The sequence below is a fragment of the Campylobacter sp. 7477a genome (assembly GCF_014892335.1).
GTDB classification, from domain to species: Bacteria; Campylobacterota; Campylobacteria; order Campylobacterales; family Campylobacteraceae; genus Campylobacter_A; species Campylobacter_A californiensis.
On record NZ_JADBJH010000015.1, the window covers coordinates 1 to 24,750 of the forward strand.

Below are 24,750 nucleotides of genomic sequence, written 5' to 3' on the forward strand. Positions count from 1 at the left end.
GTAAGGATAGGCATACCCATCTTCTCACCAAGTGCCATGTTTCTAGCATTAGCTACTAAGCTAGCTATAGGATCAACACATTGAGCCTGGCTAGCACCACAGCAGCTCCAGCCTGGAATTTCATGTAGTGTTATACCAAGTATTGGAGCTATAGCCTCAAGTGACATCTTTGACTCTTTTGCGGCTTGGCTTAATACGCAACCCGGGAAAAATGCAAATTCTTTATTATTACTCATTTTATAGTTCCTTCTTTCTCTGCTTTTCTTGCCGCTTCTACCATCTTAACAAGCTCTGCGTGTCCTTCTATCTTCTCTCCGCCAAATATATGAAGAGGATTCATCTTGCCGGCTTTCATTAGGTTATAAGCGATATCTAGTTTAGTAGTATTTGCTAATACTCCCTCACTTCTAAGGGCTAGCTTGATCTCATTTAGTCTACCGTCACCCTCTACCATATCAAGTAAGAACGCCTCTGCGTGAGCAGGTCCCATTCCCTCGTTTAGTCCTTTTTTCATAGCCATAACACGAAGTGACTCTATATCTCCAAATGAGCTTATGCCTTTTGTTGCTTTTTCAACAAATTTGATGATAGCGTCTTGATCGCCCAAAAAGTCGCTACCCTTTACTGTGTCATACGCGTGAAGCTCGTGGCTATCACCGTGTTCAAAGTCGATAACGCCGTTTATACCGCCCTCAGCCATACATGTCGCGTTTCTGGAAGGCATACCTTTGTTTACAACCACTACGCTTAAGTTTGGATACTTTTTTCTAACCGCAACAGCAGCTCTAAGTCCTGCTCCACCTGAGCCGATAACCAAAACGTCAACGCTTGGCAGGCCATCTTTGTTGCCGCTGTCTTTTTTATTGTCGGCAGCTAGCGCACTTACACCGCTACCGCTAGCAGCTAAAGCTCCGACGCTAATACAGGCGGATTGAAGAAAATCTCTTCTGGTAAATTTTTGTTCACTCATTGATAATCCTTTGAACTTTGAAATTTTTAATAATGGTAAAACCACACGCTTGTTCTGACATTTTTAAGCCCATTTTGATAAAGACTTTTATTTTTCTTAATTGATTAATTTAGTTTAAGAAATTAATTTCAGAATGGTAACTGAAAAATTAATATAAGTCAAATATTATTTTATATATAATTTCATAAGATTAAAATTATCAAAATAGGAGCCAGATATGAATTTGAGGCAGATGGAATTGGTTTTAAAAACAGCAGAACTAAAAAGTTTCACAAAAGCGGCAAATGAACTAAAAGTGCCACAACCCTCGCTCTCGCAAAGTATATTAAATTTAGAAAAAGAGATAGGAATGCCTCTTTTTAACCGCACGACTAACCCCGTCTCTTTAACTCACGCGGGAGAGATTTACTGTCAAAAGGCAAGACTTGTTTTTGATATTTTAAATGATTTAAATTTGGAATTATCAGAGATGGGTGGAGCTAAAAGCGGTAAAATTCGTATAGGATTTTCTCAAAACGGATATATTATGACGCCGGATGTTTTGCCTAAATTTTGTAAGAAATTTAATAAAGCTAGCATTAAAATTTTACAAGTTTTTTCGACTTTAAAAATTCGAAAAATGTTGATAGATGACGAGATAGACCTTGGTATGCTTATACTTCCTATCGATACAGAGGGGTTAAAATATGAGATTATCAAAACGCAAGAGATGTTTTTAGCTCTACCGATCCTACATCCGTTGTCTCAAAAATACAAAGGTCAAAAAAATCCAAAAATTTCATTAAAAGACGTTAAGGATGAGAAATTTATACTTCCTAAACAAAATCAACGAAGTAGAATTTTGTTTGATGAAATTTTTAAAAGAGCAAACATTAAGCCTGAAATTCTTTGTGAAACAGAAACATTTGACATAGCAAACTCTATCGTCGCTTCAGGTGTTGGAGCATGCTTTACGATACCTGAGTTTATCAAAGAAGATAAAAAAGACAAGATAACCCTGTTTGACATTAACGAGCCAAGTCTTAACAAGACCCTTATATTAGCCTATAAAGAGGATAAAAAGCCTTCAAATTTAATGCTTGAGTTTATCAAAATGGCAAAAGAGTGCTAAAAATTTAGCCTCTTTTTATAAATTTAACTAAAGAAAATTTCAGGCTTTAGTCTTAGCAAGCAAGCATACGCTCCAAGCGCGCTTTGCTCTCTTATGTAGCTTCTATTTCCGTTTAGAAGTAGCCTTTCTACGACGATATTTTTATCGCTAGACATTGCGCCTACAAAGACTGTTCCAACCGGCTTTTGCTCGCTTCCGCCATCAGGTCCCGCGATACCGCTTATAGCAAGTGCAAAGTCTGAATTTGCCGAATTTAAAGCACCGCTTAACATGGCTCTTACACACTGTTCGCTAACGGCTCCGTAGGTATTTAAAATTTCGTTATTTACACCAAGCCAGCTATGTTTTATCTCGTTTGCGTAAGTTACTAACGAGCCGTCAAGTATTGCTGAAATTCCCCCAAATTTTGCTAGTCTAGCGACGGTTAAACCTGCCGTGCATGACTCGGCAAAGGTGATCTTTTTACCTGTTTTTATAAGTTTTTGTGCGATAAATTTAACAGGATCTCTTTCTTCGATTATCTTTTGTGAAAATAGAGTTCTTGTTCCTTGCATAAAGCCCTCTAATTGACCGAATTTATTTGCCTCGGCTCTGATTAAAACCATACTTTGCGTGCTTTGTGTGAGGTTGATCTTGATCTCGTAAGTCTTAGCAAGTGGCTCTAGTAAAATTTTTGCACTTTCGGCATCTATGTCAAAGAGGTTGAAGTAGCTAAAACTTCGATCATTTTTTAGTAAAAATTCGCCTATTTTTTCAGTTGGATTTGCTTTTATGAGGTTGATTTTTGCGTTGTTTAAATTTATGACAAAACTATTGTTCTTAAAATTTAAAACATTTTTTGGAACAAGGGTATTGGCGTCTTTTAGTTCAAGTGTATCTTCGCTTAAAGTAGCTAAAATTTTAGCAACCGTAGCAAATGAGTCATCTGAGCCAAATATGCTTAAAAGCTCATATCGCTTTGATAAATTTTCTATTAAAAACGGTAATTCTTTATTGTTTTTGGGGCTAAAATTTAGCTCGACAAGTTCGCCAAAGTGCTCCTCATAGCTTGAAAAAATATAACTTAAAAATTCGTTGTTTATGCGTAAATCATCGCCAATTATTAAAATAGCATCCTTCATATTAACTCCTTTTTGGTTTAATTATAGCATTTTTTATCTCTTTGGCCATGTAAAAACTAGCTGTTTTCAGTGCGATTTAACCCATTTTTAGCTAAAATTAGCAAATTTTAATTATCACTAAGGTAAATCAATGGACTACAAAGACACCCTATTACTCCCTTTTACGCAATTTCCTATGCGCGGCAATTTGCCGGAAAACGAGCCAAAAAGATTAGCCTCATGGCATAATGAGCGCAAAATCTACGAAAAAATGAAAAAAAATAGACAAAACGCAACTCAAAGTTTTGCCATACACGATGGACCTCCGTATGCGAACGGACACCTACATATCGGACACGCGTTAAATAAAATTTTAAAAGATATTATTACTAAAACTCATTATTTCTTCGGCGAAGATATACGTTATGTTCCAGGCTGGGACTGCCATGGTCTGCCTATAGAACAACAAGTTGAAGTTAAGCTTGGCGAGAAGAAAAAAAGCATGAGTAAAAGCCAGATAAGAGAGCATTGCCGTGCTCATGCGCGTGAATTTATAGACATTCAGCGCGAAGAATTTAAGTCGCTTGGTGTTATCGGTGACTTTGAAAATCCTTACCTAACGATGAAATTTGAATTTGAAGCCGACATATACCGAGCGCTTTGCGATATAGCAAAACGAGGGCTTTTATGTGAAAGAAGCAAGCCTGTTTACTGGAGCTGGGCGGCTAAGTCGGCTCTTGCGGAGGCAGAAGTCGAATATGAGGACAAGGAAGACTACTCGATATATGTGGCATTTGCTCTTGATAAGGACGCATTAGAAAAGCTTGGTGTAAAAGAGGCAAAAGCTGTAATTTGGACGACAACCCCTTGGACGCTTCCTGCAAACCAAGCTATAAGCTTAAAGCCTGATGAAATTTATGTCCTTACAAGTGAAAATTTAATCTTTGCAAAACCTTTGCTTGAGAGCGTAGTAAAACTAGGTATAACAAAAGGTGAAATTCTAAAAGAATTTGTTTCAAATGATATCGAGGGCTTATATGTTATAAACCCTTTAAATGACCGTAAGTCGCAGTTTTTACTTGGAGAGCATGTTTTGATGGACGGCGGAACCGGTCTTGTTCATACGGCTCCAGGACACGGCGAGGATGACTATTACGTAAGTCTTAAAAACGGCATAACAGAGGTTATTATGCCTGTTGATGACGGCGGACTTTATGACGAGACATTGCGTGCTAAAGGGCTTTTTAGAGCTGACGTGGTAGATGAGTTTGTAGGGGTTCATATCTTTAAAGCAAACGAAAAGATCATAACCATCTTAGGAAATAGCTTGCTTCACTGTTCTAAATTTATACACTCTTATCCACATTGCTGGAGGACACACAAGCCGGTTATCTACCGTGCAACAAAGCAGTGGTTTGTAACCATGGATGAGCCTAAGCTTGACGGCAAAACACTTCGTGAAGTGGCACGTGCTCAGCTTGAAAATGTGAAATTTTATCCTGCCGTTGGCGTAAAAAGAATAGGCTCAATGGTGGAAAATCGCCCGGATTGGTGTATCTCTCGTCAGCGCGACTGGGGTGTGCCGATAGCGTTTTTTAGGCATAAAGATACAAAAGAGCCGATATTTGACGCGGATATTTTGGAAAATATAGCAAATATATTTGAGCAAAAGGGAGCTGATGCTTGGTGGGATCTTGAAATTTCAGAACTTTTACCAAAAACAAGCAAATACGAAGCTGATAAATTAGAAAAAGTAATGGACATACTTGATGTTTGGTTTGATAGTGGTTCTACGTGGAGAGCGGTATTAAACAGTCGTCATTACGATGCGGGAGCATATCCTGCAAGTATGTATTTGGAAGGTTCTGACCAACATAGAGGTTGGTTTCAAAGCTCTCTTTTGGTAAGTACTGCGGTAAATTCTCATGCACCTTATAAGAGTGTTTTAACTCACGGCTTTACCGTTGATGAAAACGGTCAAAAGATGAGTAAAAGTAAAGGCAACGTCGTAGCTCCGCAAGATGTAGCCAAAACTTACGGTGTTGAAATTTTACGTCTTTGGGTTGGTTTAAGTGACTACTCAAGCGACCTTAAGATCAGTGATAACATCCTAAAACAAGTAAGCGAACAATACAGAAAGATAAGAAATACTATAAGATTTTTACTTGCAAACGTTAGTGATCTAGATGAGATTAGTACAGAATTTGGACTACTTGATAAATGGATATTAGGACGTGCAAAACGTGCATTTGATGATGCTAGTAGATGTTTTGCGGCGTATGATTTCTCAAAAGGCTTTAATATACTTTTAAATTTCTTATCTGCGGATCTAAGCGGAATTTATCTTGATGTTTGCAAAGACCGCCTTTACTGTGACGCTAAAGACGGCGCAAGACGCAAGAGTGCACAAAGTGCGATGGCTCTTATAACTCGCTCTCTTTTGCCACTTATAGCCCCAACACTTACATACACGGTTGATGAGGTTATGGAGTATGCGCCCGATATCGTTAAAAACGGTGCGATCGATGCGTTTGATCTAATATACTCGCCTCTTGAGGTAGAATTTAGCTTTGAAGACGAACTTCTTTTTGCAAGTAGAGAGAAATTATTTGAGATGATAGACGTGCTTAAAAAAGATAAAAAGATAAAATCAACACTAGAACTTATCATGCAAACAACTTCAGATAAGATCTTAGGTTATGATGCGAACGAGATAGCTGATATTTACATGGTAAGCGCGGTTGAAAAATTTGATGATGCCGACTCTTTGGGTGAATTTGAAGTTGGCGATGAGAAATTTAAAATAACCCTAAGCAAAGCTCACAAATGTCCAAGATGTTGGAAATTTAGCGCTCAAAAAGATGGTGATACATGCCCAAGATGTGCGGAGGTATTAAACGGTGTTTGCTGAGCCTGTTGCCTTTTCAACCGTTGTGATAACGGTCGCGATCGTTTGTGTTTTTACTGCGGCCGGTATAGTTTTAGTAAATAAATTTAAGGAAAATAGATGATAACTTTAAAAGAAGCTTTAAAGCTTTCAAGCGAGGAGATAAAAAATTTACGTGCCGAGCTTGAGGCTGAAATTTTAGCCAAAAAAGAGCTTGGCGCCTATGTCGAGCAGCTTATAAATTCGCCTATTTCAAAGCTTGGCGAAGGAATTCCGATAGCGATAAAAGATAACATTCAAGTTAATGGCTGGGCAGTAACGAGCGGTTCTAAAATTTTACAAGGCTACGTCGCACCTTATAATGCTACCGTCATAGAAAAGATGTTGGAGGCAAATCTTTCCCCGTTTGGTAGAGCAAATATGGACGAATTTGCTATGGGTAATACGACCGAAAGTAGCTTTTACGGACATACGTTAAACCCGTTAAACCATGCTCACGTTCCTGGCGGAAGTAGCGGTGGTTCGGCAGCTGCGGTTGCAGGCGGTATCGCTATCGCTGCACTTGGAAGTGATACAGGAGGCAGTATACGTCAACCCGCTGCATTTTGTGGATGCGTGGGTTTTAAGCCAACTTACGGAAGAGTTAGCAGATACGGACTTGGCGCTTACTCAAGCTCACTTGATCAGATCGGACCTATAACCCAAAATGTAGAAGATGCGGCTATCTTATACGATATCATAGCCGGTCATGATGAGCGCGATAGCACGAGCGCAAATGTTGGGTTTAAAAGTATTGCCGATAAGATAAACGGCGATAGGAAGCTTACGATATGTGTTATAGAAAACTATGTAAATAACGCAAGCGAGGAGACCAAAAAGGCGCTTTTAAGTGCGGTTGATAAGCTAAAAGCCAATGGGCACAATATCATCTATAGAAATTTAGAAGACTCAAAATACGACGTTGCGACCTATTATATCATCGCAACCGCCGAAGCTAGTGCAAATTTAAGCAGATATGACGGAGTTAGATACGGCAGACGCGCTGAAGCTAAAAATTTAAAAGAGCTATATCTAAACTCAAGAAGCGAAGGTTTTGGCGATGAGGTAAAAAGAAGAATTTTACTAGGAACATTTGTTTTAAGTAGCGGATACTATGACGCTTACTATATTAAAGCACAAAAAGCAAGAGCGCATATCAAAGCACAATACGAGAAAATTTTAAGCGAAGCCGATCTTGTTTTCATGCCGGTTTCTCCAACCACAGCGCCAAAATTTGGTGCTATGAAAGACCCGCTAACGGCGTATCTAAGCGATATTTATACTATAAGTGTAAATTTATCAGGACTTCCTGCGATCTCCGTGCCTGTAGGAAGCGATAAAGACGGTTTAAATATCTCGGCTCAATTAATCGGCAGAGCATGGGATGAGCAAAGTGTGATAGACGGTGCAAAAAGTTTAGAAAATTTAATAAAAGGATAAATATGAAGATAGTTAAGAGAGCTTTGACCTTTGAAGACGTGCTACTTATGCCACAGTATTCTGAAGTTTTACCAAAGCAAGTTGATATAAAGGCTCGTTTTAGTAAAAACGTCTCGCTAAATATCCCTATCGTATCAGCAGCTATGGATACCGTAACAGAGCACCGCGCTGCTATCATGATGGCAAGGCTTGGCGGTATCGGAGTTATCCATAAAAATATGGACATCGAAGCACAAGCAAGAGAGGTAAGACGTGTTAAAAAGAGCGAAAGCGGCGTTATAATCGATCCTATATTTATAAAACCAGACGCAACTGTAGGAGAGGCGCTAAATTTAATGGCGGAACTTCATATTTCAGGTGTTCCAGTGATAGATGACGACCATAAACTTATAGGAATTTTAACCAACCGCGACCTACGCTTTGAGACTGATAAAACAACTCTTGTTAAAGATCGTATGACAAAAGCACCGCTTATCACCGCCCCAAAAGGCTGCACTCTTGATGACGCTGAGAAAATTTTCTCTCAAAATCGTGTGGAAAAACTTCCTATCGTTGATGAAAATGGCAGACTTGACGGACTTATAACCATAAAAGACCTTAAAAAGCGCAAAGAGTATCCAAATGCAAACAAAGACAGTTACGGAAGACTTAGAGTCGCAGCTGCGGTTGGAGTAAACCAGCTTGATCGTGTAGAGGCTCTTGTAAACGCCGGTGTTGATGTTATAGTTATGGACTCTGCTCACGGACACTCAAAGGGAATTATCGATACGCTTAAAGAGATAAAAGTTAGATTTGACGTTGATGTTGTGGTTGGAAATATCGCAAATCCGGCAGCCGTTAAAGACCTTGCAGAGGCAGGAGCCGACGGCATAAAAATAGGAATAGGACCAGGATCTATTTGCACAACTCGTATCGTTGCAGGTGTTGGCGTGCCTCAAATTTCAGCTATCGATGACTGTTCGGCAGAAGCTAAAAAATACGGTATACCAACTATCGCCGACGGTGGTTTAAAATACTCCGGCGACGTAGCAAAAGCACTTGCTGCGGGAGCTAGTTGTGTTATGGCTGGAAGCTTACTTGCTGGATGTGAGGAGAGTCCTGGTGAGGTTATAACCTTCCAAGGTCGTCAGTATAAAGTTTATCGCGGTATGGGAAGTATCGGTGCGATGACAAGAGGAAGCTCTGATAGGTATTTTCAAGAAGGAACAGCGCAAGACAAGCTAGTTCCTGAGGGCATCGAGGGTCGTGTTCCTTTTGTAGGAAGCATGAAAGATGTCATACATCAACTTATCGGCGGTCTTAGAAGCGCTATGGGTTATGTTGGCGCAAAAGACATACAGTCTTTACAAGAAAGAGCTGAATTTGTCGAGATAACAAGTGCAGGCCTTAAAGAGAGCCACGTTCACGATGTTGTCATAACACATGAAGCACCAAACTATAAAGTGAATTAATGCTAAATTTAAAGACCGGTAAATACGAATTTAAAGAGCCGCTATATCTTGAAAGCGGACGGATATTAAGTTCGTATGAGCTGGTCTATGAAACATACGGTGAGTTAAATGAAGATAAAAGCAATGTCATAGTTGTTTGTCATGCACTCACCGGCTCTCATCACGCTGCCGGTCGTTACGACGGAGATAGTAAAAACGGCTGGTGGGATGGGCTTATCGGTCATGAAAAGGGTGTTGATACTAGTAAGTATTTTGTTGTTTGCGTTAGTATACTTGGCTCTTGCTATGGCTCTACATCGCCGCTTAGCATAGATGAAAGTATAGGTAAAGAGTATCGTTTAAATTTCCCTGTTCTTACTATAAGTGATGTTGTAAAAGCGCAAATCAACCTTTTTAAAAAGCTAGGCATACAAAAGGCTCATGCCGTTATCGGCGGAAGTTTGGGCGGTATGCAAGCACTTTGCTTTGCTATAGAATTTCCTGAATTTGCAAAAAAGACCATAATTTTAGCAAGCACTTATCAAAGCAAGCCTTGGGCGATAGCTTTTAATAAGATCGCGATTGAAGCCATTAGGCGCGATCCTGAGTTTAAAAACGGTCAATACGATGAAAGTTTTATTAAACAAAATGGCTTAAATGGACTTGCTTACGGTCGTATGGCAGGGCACATAAGCTTTTTAAGTCCAAGCTCGATGGATGATAAATTTGGTAGAAATTACGTAGAGACAGATGGACTTTATGAGCTTTTTGGGCGTTTTCAAGTTGATAGATATATGGAGTATAACGGTTTTAACTTTCCAAAAAGATTTGATCCGCTAAGTTATTTATATATAGCCAAGATGATGAATATCTTTGATTGCACCAGGCATTATGACACACTTGAGAGTGCACTCAAACATGTTAAGTCACAAATAACTCTTATCTCATTTAGTGGTGACATGCTCTTTCCTCCTGAGTGCATGAGTGAAATTCACGATGCCTTTTGTAAGATGGGGCGAGGCGCACAAAGCGAATACATCGAGATAAAGAGTGATTACGGGCACGATGCGTTTTTAGTTGAGATAGATAAATTTGATATTTACGTAAAAAGAGCCTTGGAAAGATAAATTTAAAGGAAAGATATGGGCGAGCAAACTGGCGAACAAAATTTTGAAGATAAGATAAAAATGGCGGAAGAAATTTTAGCTAAACTAGACAAAGATGAGCTAAATATCAACGAAAGCTTGAAGCTTCATAAACAAGGCAAAGTTTTGCTTGATGAAGCGCGTAAAATTTTAGAAAACGCAAAACTTAGCATAGAGCAGGTCGATGAGTAAGATAGCGATTTTACAGCTTCCTACACTTCCTTTGAGTGAAGCTAGGTTGGATTATTATCTTAAAATTTGCAAGGACAGAGAAGCGCATCTGGTTTTGCTTGGCGAATACGTTTTAAACAGCTTTTTTAAAGAGCTTGAAAGCATGCCAAAGCACATCATAAAACAACAAAGTGAAGAGAAAAAAAGGACACTTTGCGAGCTTAGCAAAAGATATGAGCTAAACATTATCGCACCCATTGTTATGAGCGAAAATGAAGGCTTTGTCAAGGGTGTGGCTAAATTTTCAAACGGACAGTTTAAATTTATAAAACAGCAAATTTTAATGCCATACACTCACTGGAACGAGGCTAAATTTTATGCAAATAAAATAAATGACGAGCTTAGTTTTTTGACGTTTAAATATGAAAATTTAAAGATAGGCGTTGCCTTTGGCTATGAGGCGCATTTTGATGCTGTTTTTACGAATTTGATGCGAAAAAAGATCGACGTGCTATTAATGCCTACGGCAAGCACGTTTGATAGTAATTCGCGTTGGCAAGAGCTTTTAAAGCTTCGTGCTCTTATGAACGGAATTTTTATCATTAGGGCAAATCGTATCGGCTCGTATAAAACTAAGGGCGCAAAAGACGATGAAGCATGGAAATTTTACGGAGATAGTCTTGTGGTTTCTCCTTTTGGCGAGATAGCAGATAGACTTGGCGCGGATGAAGGCGTGTTGATAGCAAATATCGATAAAAAAGAGATCGCAACCGCAAGAAGCACCTGGTGTTTTAACGCTATAGCGAGTAAATTTCTTTGAGGCACGGGACAAATTGAATATCGCAGAAGATAAAAAGCGCTGTGAGTGGTGCGAAAAAGATGACCTTTACCGTGCATATCATGATAACGAATGGGGCGAGATAGTGCGCGATGAGAGGCTTTTGTTTGAGTTTATCGTGCTTGAAATGATGCAAGCAGGGCTTAGCTGGCACACGATACTTAAAAAACGAGAGGCGATGAGGGTTGTGTTTGATGATTTTAAACCTGAAATTTTAGCAAAATACGACGAAGGTAAAATTTCAGAGCTTTTGCAAACAGAGGGAATTATAAAAAATCGCCTAAAACTAAATGCGCTAAGTGCAAATGCTAAAGCATTTTTATCTATTCAGAGTGAATTTGGTAGTTTTTTTGATTATATTTGGAGTTTTACAAACGGCGTTAGGATAAAAAATAATCTAAATGAAATTTCGCAAATCCCGACTAGATCCGAGCTTAGTGATCAAATTTCAAAAGATATGAAAAAGCGCGGTTTTAAATTTTTAGGAAGTGTTACGGTGTATTCGTTTTTGCAGGCCATCGGCGTCATCAACGATCATTTAAGCTATTGCTTTAAGGCAAAAGATAATTTATAAGAAATAAAGGCTAAATTTTGAAAAAAGTTCATTTTATAGGCATAGGCGGTATCGGCATTAGCGCGATCGCTAGATTTTTAAACGAAAAAGGCTACACGATAAGTGGTAGCGATATAAAAGAGAGTTCAACCACTAAACAATTAAGACAAGAGGGCATACAGGTCATTACTCCACACTGCAAAGAAGCGATAAAAGATCAAGACTTTGTGGTGTATTCAGCTGCGATAAAAGATGATAATATAGAACTAAAAGAGGCAAGAGAGCGCGGGATAGAGTGCTTTTCGCGAAAGGAAATTTTACCTTTCGTGCTTGAGGGTAAAAAGGTGTTTTCGGTTGCCGGAGCACACGGTAAAAGCACAACGAGCGCCATGCTTTCAAGCCTTATCGAAGGCTCTGCGATAATCGGAGCCGTTTCAAAACAGTTTGGCTCAAACATGAGATACGAGCCAAGTGTTAATGTTGTATTTGAAGCCGACGAGAGCGACTCTAGCTTCCTAAACTCAAACCCTTATCTTGCCGTAGTTACTAATGCCGAGCCCGAACATATGGAGCATTACGACTACGATATCGAGAAATTTCATGCTGCTTATAGGGGATTTTTAGAGCGCGCTAAGGTTCGCGTAATAAATGCCGAGGATGAGTTTTTAAGCACATTAAAGCTTGATGCGTTGCGACTTTATCCAAGTATTGATATAACGGATATGACGATGGTTGTTAGGGATTTTCAGCCATATACTAGCTTTAACCTCAAAAATTTAGGTAGATTTGAGGCTTACGGCATGGGCAAGCATATAGCCATCGATGCTTCTTTAGCGATTTTAGCGGCACTTGATGAAATTTCACTAAAGCAGATCAAGCAAAATTTTGCAAACTATAAAGGTATAAAAAAGCGCTTTGATATACTTTGTGCAGATAAAAATTTCGTCTTGATAGATGATTATGCACATCATCCAACCGAGATAAAAGCTACCTTAAATTCAGCCTTTGAGTATGCAAAACTACTTGGACTTTCGCGTGTCGTGGCAGTCTTTCAACCACATAGATACACAAGACTAAGTGCAAATTTAGAGGGCTTTAAAGAGTGTTTTAAGGACGTTGACGAGCTTATAATACTTCCGGTTTATGCTGCAGGAGAAAAGCCTGTTGATATTGATATGAAGGCTGAATTTAAGGACTATAACCCGATATTTACCGACTGCATAACTCGCGTTGATAATGCGATCGAATTTACTGATGAATTTGGTGTTAAAAACCGCTTGGCTGACGGGCTTGTTATAGGATTTGGCGCGGGAGATATCAGTGTGCAGCTTAGAGGCGGGTATTAATGAGTGAAAATTTGTTAAATTTGGCGCAAAATTTTAACCACGAAAACGAAAATAAAATTTTAAACCTCATAGCAAAAGGTGAATTTACAGATGAAGAGATAAAAGCTCTTTTGGATCTAAATAAAAAAGATATAAATATCGCTCTTTCAAAGCACACAAATTTAAAAGATGAATTTATAGAAATTTTAATCGAAAATAGCGTTTACATGGTGGTTTCTAACATAATAAAATTTCAAAATTTAAATGAAAAAAATAGAGAAAAATTAATAGACAAAGTAACGAAAATGCCTGAATTTTACAAGGATGTCATTCGTGATTTAAAGGAGGGCAAATGGTAAGAGAGGTTATATTTTTCTTAGGTATCGCGATATTTCTTGGCGCGATATGGATGATAAAAGACGAAAACATAAGCAAAAAAATCAAAATCATAATTACCGTTGTGATAATTTCTAGTGGAATTTTCGCTTATATTTACGAGACAAAAAAGCTAGATACCGCAGATAAAAACTTACAGCTTTTAGCGGAATTTAGACAAGGCAAGAGCTTGGTTTGCGGCGATATAAATGTTACAAATGAAAAATTTAACTACGAATTTGGCACATCATGTTTCATGCCAAAACGAGAATTTAAAGAGCTTAGCGGACTTGTGATAAAAATTTCAGACTGCGAGAGTGCAAAGTGATAAACGAGAATTTAAAAGCCATCATCTCAAAAATGGACTTAAGTGAGTATATGTCCCGCTTTGAAGAGCTTTTGTCTCGTCCAAAACCGCTTTTTATGCAAGGTGACAGCAAGATACATTTTGAAAATATCAAAGAGCTCTCACGACACGACTATGAGCCTCCCCAAAAAAGCGTTAGTCTTGATGATGCGCTTATGCGTCTTGGTAAGCAGGCTGTTTTACATATCAGTGAGATAAATGAATTTGCTAAAATTTTGAGGTATTTTTTGTATTTAAAGACACTAAATTTCGAGTCAAGACTAGGCGAATGGCTCTTAAAGATCGAGCTTGAACAAAACATGCATGATCTAGCCCAAAGCTTTGACAAAGAGGGTGAGTTTAAAGACAGTGTGGATGTGAGATTTGCCGAATTAAAGCAAGCCTTTGCTATGAAAAAACAGCAAATAGACGCTGAATTAAAACGCATAATATACTCAAAAAGCATAACTCCTTATCTTGTCGATATGCAGGTGCATTATGTAAATTCGCAAGAAGCTTTGCTGGTTAGAGGCGGCTTTAACCATGTGCTAAAAGGCGTTGTGGTATCACGAAGTGCAAGCGGATATTTTTATGTTACACCAACTGCGATAGATAAGCTTAAAAAGGAGCAAAGTGAGCTTATAGATAGGCGTGAAGAGATAGTTTACGAACACTGTAAGCGCTTAAGTGGCGTGATGAGTAAGGTGCTGCCATTTTTGAAATTTATAAACTCTGCTTTTGATCAGTTTGACGCATATCAGGCGCGTGTTGCAATGGCTAAGAGATATGACTTTAATTTTTTGTTAAACGATAATTCACACGATATCATTTTAAAAGAATTCGCTCACCCAGCACTTAAAAACCCAAAACGCGTGAGTATTGATTTTAGTAAAAAAGTCTTGTTGATAACGGGTGTAAATGCCGGCGGAAAGTCTATGCTTTTAAAATCCATAATAAGCGCGACATTTCTTTCAAAATACCTTTTGCCTTTTGGGGTTAATCCAAACGGCTCCAAGATCGGCACTTTTAAAGAATTTGACGCTATTATAGAAGATCCGCAAAATGTCAAAAACGACATATCTACATTTGCCGGAAGAATGCTTCAGTTTTCAAAAATTTTTACAAAAAAATCCTTACTAATAGGCGTTGACGAAATAGAGCTTGGAACTGACTTTGAAGAGGCTGCAAGCCTTTATAGCGTGATAATAGAAAAATTAATCGCACAAGACGTGAAGATGATAATAACCACGCACCACAAACGACTGGCTATGCTTTTATCTAAAAACAACGAGGTCGAGCTTGTGGCGGCGCTTTACGACGAGGTTGCACAGCGTCCTAAATTCGAGTTTTTAAAGGGGACTATCGGTAAGTCTTATGCCTTTGAAACAGCTCAAAGATACGGTATACCTATGACTTTAGTCGCTAAGGCAAAAGAGCTTTACGGCGAAGACAAAGAGAATTTAAATGAGATCATCACAAAGACTTTAAATTTAGAGAGCGAGCTTAAAGACAAGCTAGAAAGTGCAAGTAAAAAAGAGCTAAAGCTTGAGAATTTACTAAATGAGGTAAAAGAACAAAAAGAGCGTGAGCAAAAGCGCATCGAGCAAACGATAGGTAGGCTGGAGCTTGAGTACTTCAAGGCGATAAACGAAGCGAAAAAAGCCGTAAATTTAAAAGATACAAAAGATAAACAGCGTGCCATAAACAAGGCTCACGAGCAAAAAAGTTCTATCAAAAAGCCTCAAAGTGTAAAATTTGAAGAGTTAAAAGTAGGCGATAACGTAAAATACGGCAATGTAAAGGGCATCGTACAGGCTATAGCAAAAGATGAAGCGACTGTTATAAGTGAGGGGATAAAACTTAGACTCCCGCTTTCTGGACTTCGTAAAAACGGCAATCCCGTGCAAGCACCGAAGCCGGCCGTAAAATTAGCCATAGACAGACCAAGGTCGGCTAGCTTAAACCTTGACTTGCACGGTCTTAGGGCTGATGAAGCCATTGATAAGCTTGATAAATTTATAAGTGATAGTTTGGTTATGGGTTTTGATGAGGTGATCGTATATCACGGTATAGGCACAGGTCGACTTGCATGGGCTGTGAAAAATTTCTTAAAAGCTCACCCAAGTGTTAAAGAATTTTTTGACGCACCTCCGAGTCAGGGTGGATTTGGTGCAAAGATCGTTAGATTTTAAGTGTATTTATAGATAAAGTGATGGTAAAATATCAAGAAAAAGGGCGGCAATAAAATGTTTAATTACGAAAGACAATTGCAAACAGGGGCTATAAAAACAGCTGTCATTGCGCTTAGTATTATTGGTTTGCTCTTTTTGCTTGTAAGTTCGGCGGTTTTTTACTACAAATACTCAAATGCAACTATAAACATTGGTTACAATGCCGACAAAAAGCTAGATTTTATAACTGAAGTGTATGTTCACTACTTTGTAAACGAGGGCGAACAAAACATTAAGAAATTTCAAAATTTTATCAACGGTAGCGCAGTCGGCGACATCGTGCTTCTTAAAAATAACCCAAGACGAGATGGATATAGGGTGCTTGCCTCAAGTAGTAGCGAATTTGAAGTAGGCTCGGTATTTAAAGAGCGCGACTGTGTTGGGGTAAATAACCATGATTTTCATCAAGACTACTACTATCGTCGCTCCCTTCCTGATAATGTCGTTTTGACATGTAAATTTGTAACCGTGGGTGATTACATCGTTGGATTTAAGGGAATTTTTAACCAAAATATAACAGGCTTTAGAGATAAATACTTTACCGAATGGGCTGTCCAAAATTTAACGTTGGTGTTTTCGCTTATTATATTTGGAACACTTTTGCTTGTTTTTGCAACGCTTTGGTTTATATTTATCTATCTTGACGCAAAATATCGATATCAAAAAATGCATGAAAATGATACAGAGCGCATAAAAAATTTAACCTTTGAACTATATACAGACCCTGCAACGGGACTTTTAAACAAACAATCTCTAATCAGAGATATCGCAAAAGCGCAAAATCCAAAGGTTGTTTTGATAGATATTGATGACTTTGGTAAGATGAATGATCTTTACGGCAAATTTGTCTGTGATAAAATTTTAAGCTACATGGCAAATTTGATAGATGACTTTGCTAAAAAAGAGGAGATGGTTGCTTACTGTATAGGTGCTGACACCTTTGCTTTACTTGAAGACGGGTCGTTTTTTATAGATAGATATGAAGAGCTTGCTGAGGATCTTTTGGGTCAGTTCAAGGGCCGTGTTATAAGTGTGGAAGACGAAAATGGCGATATGATAGAAGGTATCGAGGTAAATACAAGCATAGGCTTTTCGATAGATAATGACCAAACGCTAAGAAAAGCTTCGATCGCACTAAAGATGGCTAGGGCTTTAAACAAAGACTACATGTGCTACTTTAAGGGACTAAGTCAAAAAGACGACTACGAAAACCAGATCGAACGCTCTAGGCTTATACAAAGAGCGATCATGAACGGCAATATCGTTCCGTTTTACCAGCCGATATTTGATGCGGATAAAAATATCTTAAAATACGAATGCCTGATCAGAATAGTAGATAGTAATGAAACTGTCTCCCCGTATCTTTTCCTAGATATATCAAAGCGTGTCAAGCGTTACGCAGAGCTTGAAAAGCTACTTATTAAAAAAAGTATAGAAAAGCTAAAGTCAAATCCAGACATTATAATCTCCATAAATTTAAGCAGTAGAGATATGACTGATGGCGATGTGAGTGCTTATCTTTTAAATTTATTAAACCGCGAAAATGTAGCTGATCGTATAGTCTTTGAGATCGTTGAAGATGAGAGTATAGAGCATCTTGATAGGGCGACAATGTTTATAGACAAGGTTAAAAATTTGGGCGCTAAGATCGCTATTGACGACTTTGGATCGGGGTATTCAAATTTCTCTTATATCTTAAAGCTAAGACCTGACTATCTAAAAATAGACGGCTCCTTAATAAGAGAACTTGATATAAATAAAGACGCATATGTAGTTACACGCGCTATAGTTGCGTTCGCTAAAGATATCGGCATAAAAACTATCGCAGAATACGTCCATTCAAGGGATATTTTTGAGATATGTAAAGACCTTGGTGTTGATGAATTTCAAGGCTTTTATCTTGGAGCTCCTATGGAGGGCGAAAATATTTGAACGCTGCCGAACTTTTAATAAATTTACTTAAATTTAAGTCAATAACCCCACACGATGATGGTTCGCTAAAGTATATAGCGGAGTTTATGAGCGAATTTGAGTGTAAATTTATAGAAAAAAACGGTGTTAAAAATTTAATTTTAACCAAGAAATTTGGTGATGGTAGGCATATTTGCTTTGCGGGTCATATCGATGTAGTTCCTAGTGGTGATGACTGGAGTAGTGATCCTTTTTGCCCTGTTATAAAAGATGGCTATATTTACGGTCGTGGCTCGCAAGATATGAAAAGCGGCGTTGCGGCATTTTTGCTTGCTTGTAAAAATGCAAAAAATTTTAATGGACAAATTACTATTATAATAACCAGCGACGAGGAAGCAGAGGCGATATATGGCACGCAAGAGGCGCTAAAATTTCTAAAAGAAAATGACGCATTGCCAGAATTTGCTATAGTTGCCGAGCCTACGTGTGATAGCGTGTTTGGCGATACGATAAAGGTTGGAAGACGAGGTTCTATAAATGGTAAAATAGTGATTATGGGCAAGCAAGGTCATGCCGCTTATCCTGAAAAATGCATAAATCCCGCCCATCAGCTTGCTAAAATTTTTGACAAGATCGCAGGTTATAACTTGGATAGCGGAAGTGAATTTTTTAGTCCTAGCAAGATAGTCATCACAGATATTAGAGGCGGTATGCAAGTATGCAATGTAACTCCAAATGAAATTTCTATCATGTTTAATGTGAGAAATTCAGATCTTACAAGCAAAAATGAGATTAAAGAGTATCTAAAAAATGTTTTAGACGGGCTTAGTTACGAGCTTAGTTTAAAACAAAGCTCACAACCGTTTTTAACCGATAAACATAGTGTTGTTGTGACAAAGATGAGTGATAGCGTCTTTAAGGTGTCCAAAACTAAACCCTCACTTAACACAAAAGGTGGCACCAGTGACGCAAGATATCTAGCTAAATACGGTATAAACGTGGTTGAATTTGGAGTAAGAAACGATAGAATTCACGCCGTTGATGAGAGAGTTTTAGTGGAAGAAGTAGATAAACTATATCAAATTTTTCTTGACTTTATAGAAAATTTTAACGATTAGCTTACTAAAATTTGTGCCTTGTCGATAGATAAATTTCTAAAAACAAGGCAGTCTTAACATTAAACTATCTGCTCTTTTATCTTGTGGTATAGCTTTAGAATTTCATCTTTTTTGATGATAAAACTATTTTTATTTGCGATTAGATGAGCAGAGCTTTGCATTATTGTTTCTGCTACTTTAAGACCGTTTTGTTTCATTGTAGTTCCGGTTTCAACCACGTCTACTATACAGTCGCTAAGCCCTACGATAGGGGCTAATTCAATCGAACCATATAGTTTTATGATCTTTACGGCGATGGCTTTTTGTGCAAAGTAATTTCTTGTGATATTTGGCATTTTTGTTGCTACTTTTAACTCCGGTTGAGTGTAGTCAAGCTCTTCATTTTCTTTTGTTCCGATACAAACACGACACTTGCCGATGTGCAGGTCAAGCAGTCTTACAACATCCGGTCTATGCTCTTCAAGTACATCAAGCCCAACCACTCCGATATCAGCCGCGCCCTCTGTTACGTAAGTCGGGATGTCTTGGTTTCTAACCATTAAAAATCTAAAATTTTCCTCTTCAAGAATAAGCTTTCGATCTTCAAATAAAAATTTAGAAGCAAAAATTTTCCTAAAAATTTCAAGAGTATCTTCTGCGATTCTACCCTTTGGTAGTGCAATAGTTATCATTTTAAAATTTCCTTTTTATTATTTATTAGTTTTTGCATAGAGCGAAAGACTAGCATTTTGTCGCATACGGCATTTTTGAAAAATTTAGACAAGAACTCGCCGTCACCGCCCGTAAAATAAACCTTTTTGTTTCCGGCTAGTTTTTCAAGTAGTATGACTATGGGTTTTAGTATGCCATAACTTACCGCATCAACTGTTTTTTGAGGCAAGGCGTCAATGTCTATTTGTGAATTTATGGGAAGTTTGAGGCGTGGAGATATGCCCTCATAAGCCTTTAGCATACTTGAAATTCCTGGTAAGATATACCCGCCAAGATGGATAGAATTTGACATTATGTCCACAGTTATAGCACTTCCGGCATCCACGATAACACCGTCTGTTATGCCGTAGCACCCGGCTATGCGGTCTATACCTAACCCTTGATATATGGTATCTATCTCAAAATAAGGCTCAAGGTCGATGAAATTTGGATTTGACTTTAGTTTTGCAAAGAGGTCATCATTTACGCAGATAAAATAAACCCTCTCTTTTGGCTCGTATCGTCTAAATTCGTCTACGCTCATACGTGAAATTTTGCCGTCTTTTAAAAACGTAGCGTTGGTGTTGCCTATATCACACAAAATCATAAGTTCTCCAACCGTCTTGTTTGAAAATTTCAAGCGATTTTGAACATATTTGCGAGCTAAAGAAGAGGGTTCGTTTTCTTATAGAGGTGTCAAATTTTGTCTCTATTCTTTTACACAACTCACAAATTTCTAAAGCCTCTTTTTTTAAAAGCCTACTTTTTGCATAGCGGATAAAAACTATCTCATAGTAGCCCTTTGTATCTACTCCAAAATATGCTTCAAATAGGCGTTTTTTGCAAAATTCACTAAGATCTACGCGCCTTAGATCTCTAAGCATAATTTTTTTATCTTCAAAAAGCTCGCAAATTTTTTGGTTCATTATTTAAAATTCACAAACTCGTCATCATAATAAAACGCATCTTTGCCCATAAAACTTTTATCTTCTATTTCGCTGTCAAATTCATAAATTTCAGGGTTGTTAAGGTCTAAATCCGTTCTAAAAATATATCCTGTTTTTTCTACTATATAAAGATAATTATCTGTTGCAAGTGCGTCTGAAAAGATGGCAAATTTAAAATTTCTTTCATTTTTTACCCTTAAGCCAAGGTCGGTAAGAACGACATTTCCATCTTTTTTAAAGATATATATGTTTTCGTCGTTTGCAAGGATATTTTTTATTTCTGCGTCATAGTAAAGAGTTCTTTGAGGGTTTATAACGATAAGTTTTTTAGCGGTTGCAGCGATCATGTTTTCACCGATAACATCAAGAAAGATGATGTTGTTAAAAAACGGCTCTGAGCTAACAACAACGTCCCTTAGTATGCGTCCGCTATCTTTTTGCACTATGTAAATTCTACCGTCAAGTGATGGGTAGATGATAAGTGAACTCATAAAATAAGGTGAAACTACGCGTGAATCAACTGAATAAATTTCAGATGATTTATACTGCATTAATGTTTTTGCCTCAAATATATCTATCAGATAAATTTGGTTTGCAGCGCTCACTGCAGCCAGTAAATTTCCCTCTAGTGAGGCTGAAACTATGGCTGATTTAAAGCTAGCAAAGTATAGCGTGTTACCTGAAGTATCACTTACGTTAAGATCGCCGTTAATGTTTGAAGATATGACAGCATCTTCGCTTTTATTTAAAAGTTCAAAACCTTTTGCGAGCTTGATGGAGGTATCAAGACCGTCTTTTGTGATTATATTACCATTTTTTAGGGTAGCGCCGTTTGGATTAACTGATTTTATATAAGAAGGCAGGTCGTGCGATAAAGAGATTTCTTTGTTTACACTCTCTGGCTCAAAGTATTGTCTTTTTGTTCCACAACCGACAAAGGTCAAACTAATGGCTAAAGTTAGGAAAAGTACTGCTTTTTTCATTATTTATTTCCCTGATAATGTTCTAAATTTTTTACTAAATTCATAAGTGGCGAGTCAAGAGGAATTTTTGCAAATTCTGCTCTGGCTTCATTTATCTTATCCTCTTTTAAAAGTTCATAACCTTTTATAAGTGTTTCATAGTTTGCAAGTATAGATCCATCTTGTGTGCCTATTTGGCTTGATAAGATTTGTTTTACTACCGGATCTATAGGCAAGGATAAAAGCTCTTTAACTTGCGCCGTATCCTCTTTTTTCATAGCTTCTTTAAACTGATGTATGGCATAAAGTGTAGGCTCTTTTTCTTTTAAAATTTTAAGAGCGTCGGCATCGGTTGGGTTTAAGATAAGTTTTGAGTATGCCTCGTTTGCCGCAGATATTCTATTTGCATTTATTGCTTTTGAGCCGTAAAATCCGGCAATGCCAAGCACTGCGATAATAGCCGAAAAGATAATGGCTTTTTTGTATTTTTTAAAAAATCTCTCGCTTTTTATGACGCTTTCTAAAAATTGCTCTTGCGCGCCTATTTCTTTTTTGATTTCGGTTAAATTTTCTTGTATAGCCAAAGTATTATCCTTTGAAATTTTTTGGTTGTAATTGTAGCATAATAAATTTAAAACAGCCCAAAATAAAGCTTAGTTATGTTATAATAAGCTGAAAATTTAATAAAAAGGTTTTTTATGCAGATTGATGACGCGCTTCTTAGTAAGCTTGAAAAATTATCATCACTAAAGGTGAGTGACGATAAACGTATGCAGATAAAGCAACAGCTTAGTGAGATCGTAAATTTCGTAGAAGTTTTAAATGAGCTTGATCTTAGCAATGATAACGCCGTAGTTAGCTCGATAAATGGCGGAACTTTACTTAGAGAAGATATTGCAAAAGACAGCCATGTGATAGACGATATACTAAAAAATGCACCTGCAAGAGAAGGAAATTTTTTTGTCGTTCCAAAGATTATAGAGTAGAGTTAAGATGCAGATAAAAACGGACATAGAGGCTTTATTAAAGACGGTTGTTTTTAATAAAGCAAGCGACTTGCACCTAGTATCAAGGGCTGAGCCGCAAATTCGTATAGACGGAGCTTTAAGACCGCTTGAGCTTGGAGTTTTAAGCGGCAAAGATATAGAAGATATCTGCTATACGCTTATAACTGACGCTCAAAAAAGTGAACTAGAAAACAACAAAGAGCTTGACTTTGCCGTTGACTTGCCAAATATCGGCAGATTTAGAGGAAACTACTATTATACTACAAACGGCGATTTAGCGGCCGCCTTTCGTGTCATACCGATCAATATCCCGTCGCTTGATGACCTTAGAAGCCCGCTGATATTTAAAGAGCTTATAAAACGTGAAAAAGGTCTTATCCTGGTTACCGGACCAACAGGAAGCGGCAAGTCAACAACTCTTGCAGCTATGCTAAATGAGATAAATTTAAATTTCAGAAAACATATCATCACAGTTGAAGATCCTGTGGAATTTGTCCATCCTAATAACAAATCACTTTTTTCTCATAGAAACGTAGGCACAGATACTCGCTCATATGCAAAAGCGTTAAAATACTCATTAAGAGAAGATCCGGATGTGATCCTTGTAGGAGAGATGAGAGATAGCGAGACGATATCTACCGCGATAACAGCGGCAGAGACAGGACACTTGGTCTTTGGCACACTTCATACAAACTCGTCTATACAAACTATAAACAGGATAGTAGATAGCTTTGACGGTGGAGAGCAACTTCAAGTAAGAAATATGCTTAGCTCTTCACTAACTGCCATCATTTCTCAAAGTTTACTTCCAAAAGCTGGCGGCGGAAGATACGCCGTGCATGAAATTTTAATTAACAACCCGGCTATTGCAAACTTGATACGCGAAAATAGAATTCATCAAATTTATTCGCAAATGCAGTTAAATCAACAGCAAAGCGGGATGAGTACTCAAACTCAAGCGTTGGTAAAAGCCATAAAAGCAGGACAGATCACAAAAGATACTGCCATGCGTTTTGCTACAAACCAACAAGAACTTTTAAACTCTATAGGAGCAATTTAATATGGATTTTGTGGCGTGGTTTGACATCATAATCGTTGCAGCGATTTTAATGCTTGGCATAAAAGGAATTTTAAACGGACTTATAAAAGAGGTCTTTGGACTCATAGGGCTTGTAGGTGGCTTGGTTGTAGCGACTAGGTTTTCTGAAGTAGCTGAGAAATTTATAAATGAAAATATATATAAATTTGATAACGCTTCTATGCTTCAGTTTGTCGGCTTTATCGCACTTTGGATAGTGTTTTGGTTTTTATGTATATTAATCGGCAAATTTATGTCAAAACTTGTTGCACTTAGTGGACTTGGATTTTTAGATAGATTTGGCGGGTTTGTAGCAGGAAGCGGTAAAATTTTTCTTGTTTTAGCTGCCGTTTGTGCGGTTTTAGCCGGAACAAATTTAAATAGCAAAGTTGCGCCGTATTTTCAAAATAGTAAAGTTTATCCTATCTTAATGAGTGCGGGTAATTGGATAATCAATGTCGATATAAAAAATATCAAAAACGAGATGGATGACCTTGGTATAAAAAGAGTCGAGCCTAATAAAACGGATATTTTTATCACAACTGATGAAAACGCAAGTAATGAAATTGAAGTAAATGCAACAAAAGGAGAGTGATATGATAGAGAATTTAGAGTATGATGCACTGCTTGATAGATTTAAAAAAGTTCTTAGAGATAACGGACTTAAGTATACAAAACAACGTGAAGTTTTACTAAAAACACTTTATAACAACGACGAACACTTTACTCCGGAAAGACTCTATCTCTTTATCAAAGAGAACTATCCTGAGTTAAATGTTGGTATCGCAACAGTATATAGGACCTTAAATTTACTTGAAGAGTCCGAGATGGTAACTTCTATTAGTTTTGGTGCACAAGGTAAAAAATTTGAGCTTGCTACAAAGCCTCACCATGATCACATGATATGCAGAAGATGCGGTTTGATAATAGAATTTGAAGATGCAACTATAGAAAAACGTCAAATCGGTATCGCAAAAGAACACGGTTTTAAACTAACCGGACATATGATGCAACTTTACGGAATTTGTGAAAAATGCAATAAAGACAATATAAAGGGAAAATAATTAAGAGAGGTA

The 24,750-nt window shown here is 37.8% G+C and carries 26 protein-coding genes; 18 read left to right on the forward strand and 8 right to left on the reverse strand.

Annotated elements, in window-relative coordinates; translation table 11 throughout:
• A partial coding sequence (locus tag CCAL5182_RS07745) for a heterodisulfide reductase-related iron-sulfur binding cluster (RefSeq protein ID WP_336610686.1) occupies positions 1-236 on the reverse strand: 236 nt, incomplete at its 3' end.
• A complete protein-coding gene (locus CCAL5182_RS07750) occupies positions 233-970 on the reverse strand; it encodes an FAD-binding protein (protein ID WP_336610687.1) in 738 nt (245 codons plus the stop codon). The genes CCAL5182_RS07745 and CCAL5182_RS07750, both read right to left, overlap by 4 nt.
• A 217-nt stretch (positions 971-1,187) precedes the next feature.
• Here CCAL5182_RS07750 and CCAL5182_RS07755 point away from each other — a divergent pair, with 217 nt between their 5' ends.
• Entirely contained in the window at positions 1,188-2,081 is an 894-nt protein-coding gene (locus CCAL5182_RS07755) for a LysR family transcriptional regulator (RefSeq protein WP_169972111.1), read from the forward strand.
• A 23-nt stretch (positions 2,082-2,104) separates the two neighbouring features.
• Here the strand turns inward: CCAL5182_RS07755 and CCAL5182_RS07760 are convergent, their stop codons facing one another.
• Positions 2,105-3,202: a CinA family protein gene (locus tag CCAL5182_RS07760; RefSeq protein ID WP_169999846.1), complete on the reverse strand. Its 1,098-nt coding sequence runs from the start codon at positions 3,200-3,202 to the stop codon at positions 2,105-2,107.
• A gap of 130 nt (positions 3,203-3,332) precedes the next feature.
• Between CCAL5182_RS07760 and ileS the strand changes: the two genes are divergently transcribed.
• The 13 genes from ileS (at position 3,333) to dapE (ending at position 18,990) form a co-directional block, all read left to right on the forward strand.
• Positions 3,333-6,092: an isoleucine--tRNA ligase gene (gene ileS / locus CCAL5182_RS07765; protein ID WP_336610688.1), complete on the forward strand. Its 2,760-nt coding sequence runs from the start codon at positions 3,333-3,335 to the stop codon at positions 6,090-6,092.
• 96 nt (positions 6,093-6,188) lie between these two features.
• Complete coding sequence (gene gatA, locus CCAL5182_RS07770) at positions 6,189-7,547, forward strand: Asp-tRNA(Asn)/Glu-tRNA(Gln) amidotransferase subunit GatA (RefSeq protein ID WP_336610689.1); 1,359 nt, start codon at positions 6,189-6,191, stop codon at positions 7,545-7,547.
• 2 nt (positions 7,548-7,549) lie between these two features.
• A complete protein-coding gene (gene guaB, locus CCAL5182_RS07775) occupies positions 7,550-8,998 on the forward strand; it encodes an IMP dehydrogenase (protein WP_169999844.1) in 1,449 nt (482 codons plus the stop codon).
• Positions 8,998-10,104 (forward strand): homoserine O-acetyltransferase MetX, encoded by a 1,107-nt coding sequence (metX, locus tag CCAL5182_RS07780; RefSeq protein WP_169999843.1) that lies wholly within the window; start codon positions 8,998-9,000, stop codon positions 10,102-10,104. Before guaB ends, metX begins: the two co-directional genes overlap by 1 nt.
• Before the next feature lie 15 nt (positions 10,105-10,119).
• Positions 10,120-10,314 carry an exodeoxyribonuclease VII small subunit gene (gene xseB, locus CCAL5182_RS07785; protein ID WP_169936070.1) on the forward strand — a complete coding sequence of 65 codons (195 nt, stop codon included), beginning with the start codon at positions 10,120-10,122 and terminating at the stop codon, positions 10,312-10,314.
• The gene (locus CCAL5182_RS07790) at positions 10,307-11,113 is read left to right on the forward strand and encodes a carbon-nitrogen hydrolase family protein (protein ID WP_336610690.1); all 807 of its coding nucleotides are present in this window, start codon (positions 10,307-10,309) and stop codon (positions 11,111-11,113) included. The genes xseB and CCAL5182_RS07790 overlap by 8 nt, the downstream gene beginning before the upstream one ends.
• Positions 11,114-11,126: 13 nt before the next feature.
• Positions 11,127-11,705 (forward strand): DNA-3-methyladenine glycosylase I, encoded by a 579-nt coding sequence (locus CCAL5182_RS07795; RefSeq protein ID WP_336610691.1) that lies wholly within the window; start codon positions 11,127-11,129, stop codon positions 11,703-11,705.
• Between the two features lie 17 nt (positions 11,706-11,722).
• Positions 11,723-13,030 (forward strand): UDP-N-acetylmuramate--L-alanine ligase, encoded by a 1,308-nt coding sequence (gene murC, locus CCAL5182_RS07800; RefSeq protein ID WP_169936074.1) that lies wholly within the window; start codon positions 11,723-11,725, stop codon positions 13,028-13,030.
• Positions 13,030-13,368, forward strand: a complete 339-nt coding sequence (locus CCAL5182_RS07805) for a hypothetical protein (RefSeq protein WP_169936076.1) — start codon at positions 13,030-13,032, stop codon at positions 13,366-13,368. The genes murC and CCAL5182_RS07805 overlap by 1 nt, the downstream gene beginning before the upstream one ends.
• Positions 13,362-13,712 (forward strand): hypothetical protein, encoded by a 351-nt coding sequence (locus CCAL5182_RS07810; RefSeq protein WP_169972103.1) that lies wholly within the window; start codon positions 13,362-13,364, stop codon positions 13,710-13,712. Before CCAL5182_RS07805 ends, CCAL5182_RS07810 begins: the two co-directional genes overlap by 7 nt.
• A gap of 32 nt (positions 13,713-13,744) precedes the next feature.
• On the forward strand, positions 13,745-15,922 hold the full coding sequence (locus tag CCAL5182_RS07815; protein WP_442862143.1) for an endonuclease MutS2: 2,178 nt from the start codon (positions 13,745-13,747) through the stop codon (positions 15,920-15,922).
• Between the two features lie 54 nt (positions 15,923-15,976).
• Entirely contained in the window at positions 15,977-17,893 is a 1,917-nt protein-coding gene (locus CCAL5182_RS07820; RefSeq protein ID WP_336610693.1) for an EAL domain-containing protein, read from the forward strand.
• The gene (gene dapE / locus CCAL5182_RS07825) at positions 17,890-18,990 is read left to right on the forward strand and encodes a succinyl-diaminopimelate desuccinylase (protein WP_336610694.1); all 1,101 of its coding nucleotides are present in this window, start codon (positions 17,890-17,892) and stop codon (positions 18,988-18,990) included. Before CCAL5182_RS07820 ends, dapE begins: the two co-directional genes overlap by 4 nt.
• A 59-nt stretch (positions 18,991-19,049) precedes the next feature.
• Here the strand turns inward: dapE and hisG are convergent, their stop codons facing one another.
• Genes hisG through CCAL5182_RS07850 form a run of 5 tightly spaced genes read right to left on the reverse strand, consistent with a single transcriptional unit; the run spans position 19,050 to position 22,173 of the window.
• The gene (hisG, locus tag CCAL5182_RS07830; protein ID WP_169936086.1) at positions 19,050-19,661 is read right to left on the reverse strand and encodes an ATP phosphoribosyltransferase; all 612 of its coding nucleotides are present in this window, start codon (positions 19,659-19,661) and stop codon (positions 19,050-19,052) included.
• Positions 19,658-20,287 (reverse strand): type III pantothenate kinase, encoded by a 630-nt coding sequence (locus CCAL5182_RS07835; protein WP_169936088.1) that lies wholly within the window; start codon positions 20,285-20,287, stop codon positions 19,658-19,660. The genes hisG and CCAL5182_RS07835 overlap by 4 nt, the downstream gene beginning before the upstream one ends.
• Entirely contained in the window at positions 20,274-20,564 is a 291-nt protein-coding gene (locus CCAL5182_RS07840) for a hypothetical protein (protein WP_336610695.1), read from the reverse strand. The genes CCAL5182_RS07835 and CCAL5182_RS07840 overlap by 14 nt, the downstream gene beginning before the upstream one ends.
• 41 nt (positions 20,565-20,605) lie before the next feature.
• Complete coding sequence (locus tag CCAL5182_RS07845; protein ID WP_169936092.1) at positions 20,606-21,610, reverse strand: L-seryl-tRNA selenium transferase; 1,005 nt, start codon at positions 21,608-21,610, stop codon at positions 20,606-20,608.
• The gene (locus CCAL5182_RS07850) at positions 21,610-22,173 is read right to left on the reverse strand and encodes a hypothetical protein (RefSeq protein WP_169936094.1); all 564 of its coding nucleotides are present in this window, start codon (positions 22,171-22,173) and stop codon (positions 21,610-21,612) included. Before CCAL5182_RS07850 ends, CCAL5182_RS07845 begins: the two co-directional genes overlap by 1 nt.
• A gap of 114 nt (positions 22,174-22,287) precedes the next feature.
• Between CCAL5182_RS07850 and gatC the strand changes: the two genes are divergently transcribed.
• The 4 genes from gatC to CCAL5182_RS07870 are packed head-to-tail and all read left to right on the forward strand — an operon-like array spanning position 22,288 to position 24,738.
• Positions 22,288-22,575, forward strand: a complete 288-nt coding sequence (gatC, locus tag CCAL5182_RS07855) for an Asp-tRNA(Asn)/Glu-tRNA(Gln) amidotransferase subunit GatC (protein WP_169936096.1) — start codon at positions 22,288-22,290, stop codon at positions 22,573-22,575.
• Positions 22,576-22,582: 7 nt separating this feature from the next.
• Positions 22,583-23,656, forward strand: a complete 1,074-nt coding sequence (locus tag CCAL5182_RS07860) for a type IV pilus twitching motility protein PilT (RefSeq protein WP_169936098.1) — start codon at positions 22,583-22,585, stop codon at positions 23,654-23,656.
• Between the two features lies 1 nt (position 23,657).
• On the forward strand, positions 23,658-24,269 hold the full coding sequence (locus CCAL5182_RS07865; protein ID WP_169936100.1) for a CvpA family protein: 612 nt from the start codon (positions 23,658-23,660) through the stop codon (positions 24,267-24,269).
• A 1-nt stretch (position 24,270) separates the two neighbouring features.
• Positions 24,271-24,738, forward strand: a complete 468-nt coding sequence (locus CCAL5182_RS07870; RefSeq protein WP_169936102.1) for a Fur family transcriptional regulator — start codon at positions 24,271-24,273, stop codon at positions 24,736-24,738.
• Positions 24,739-24,750: the final 12 nt, after the last annotated feature.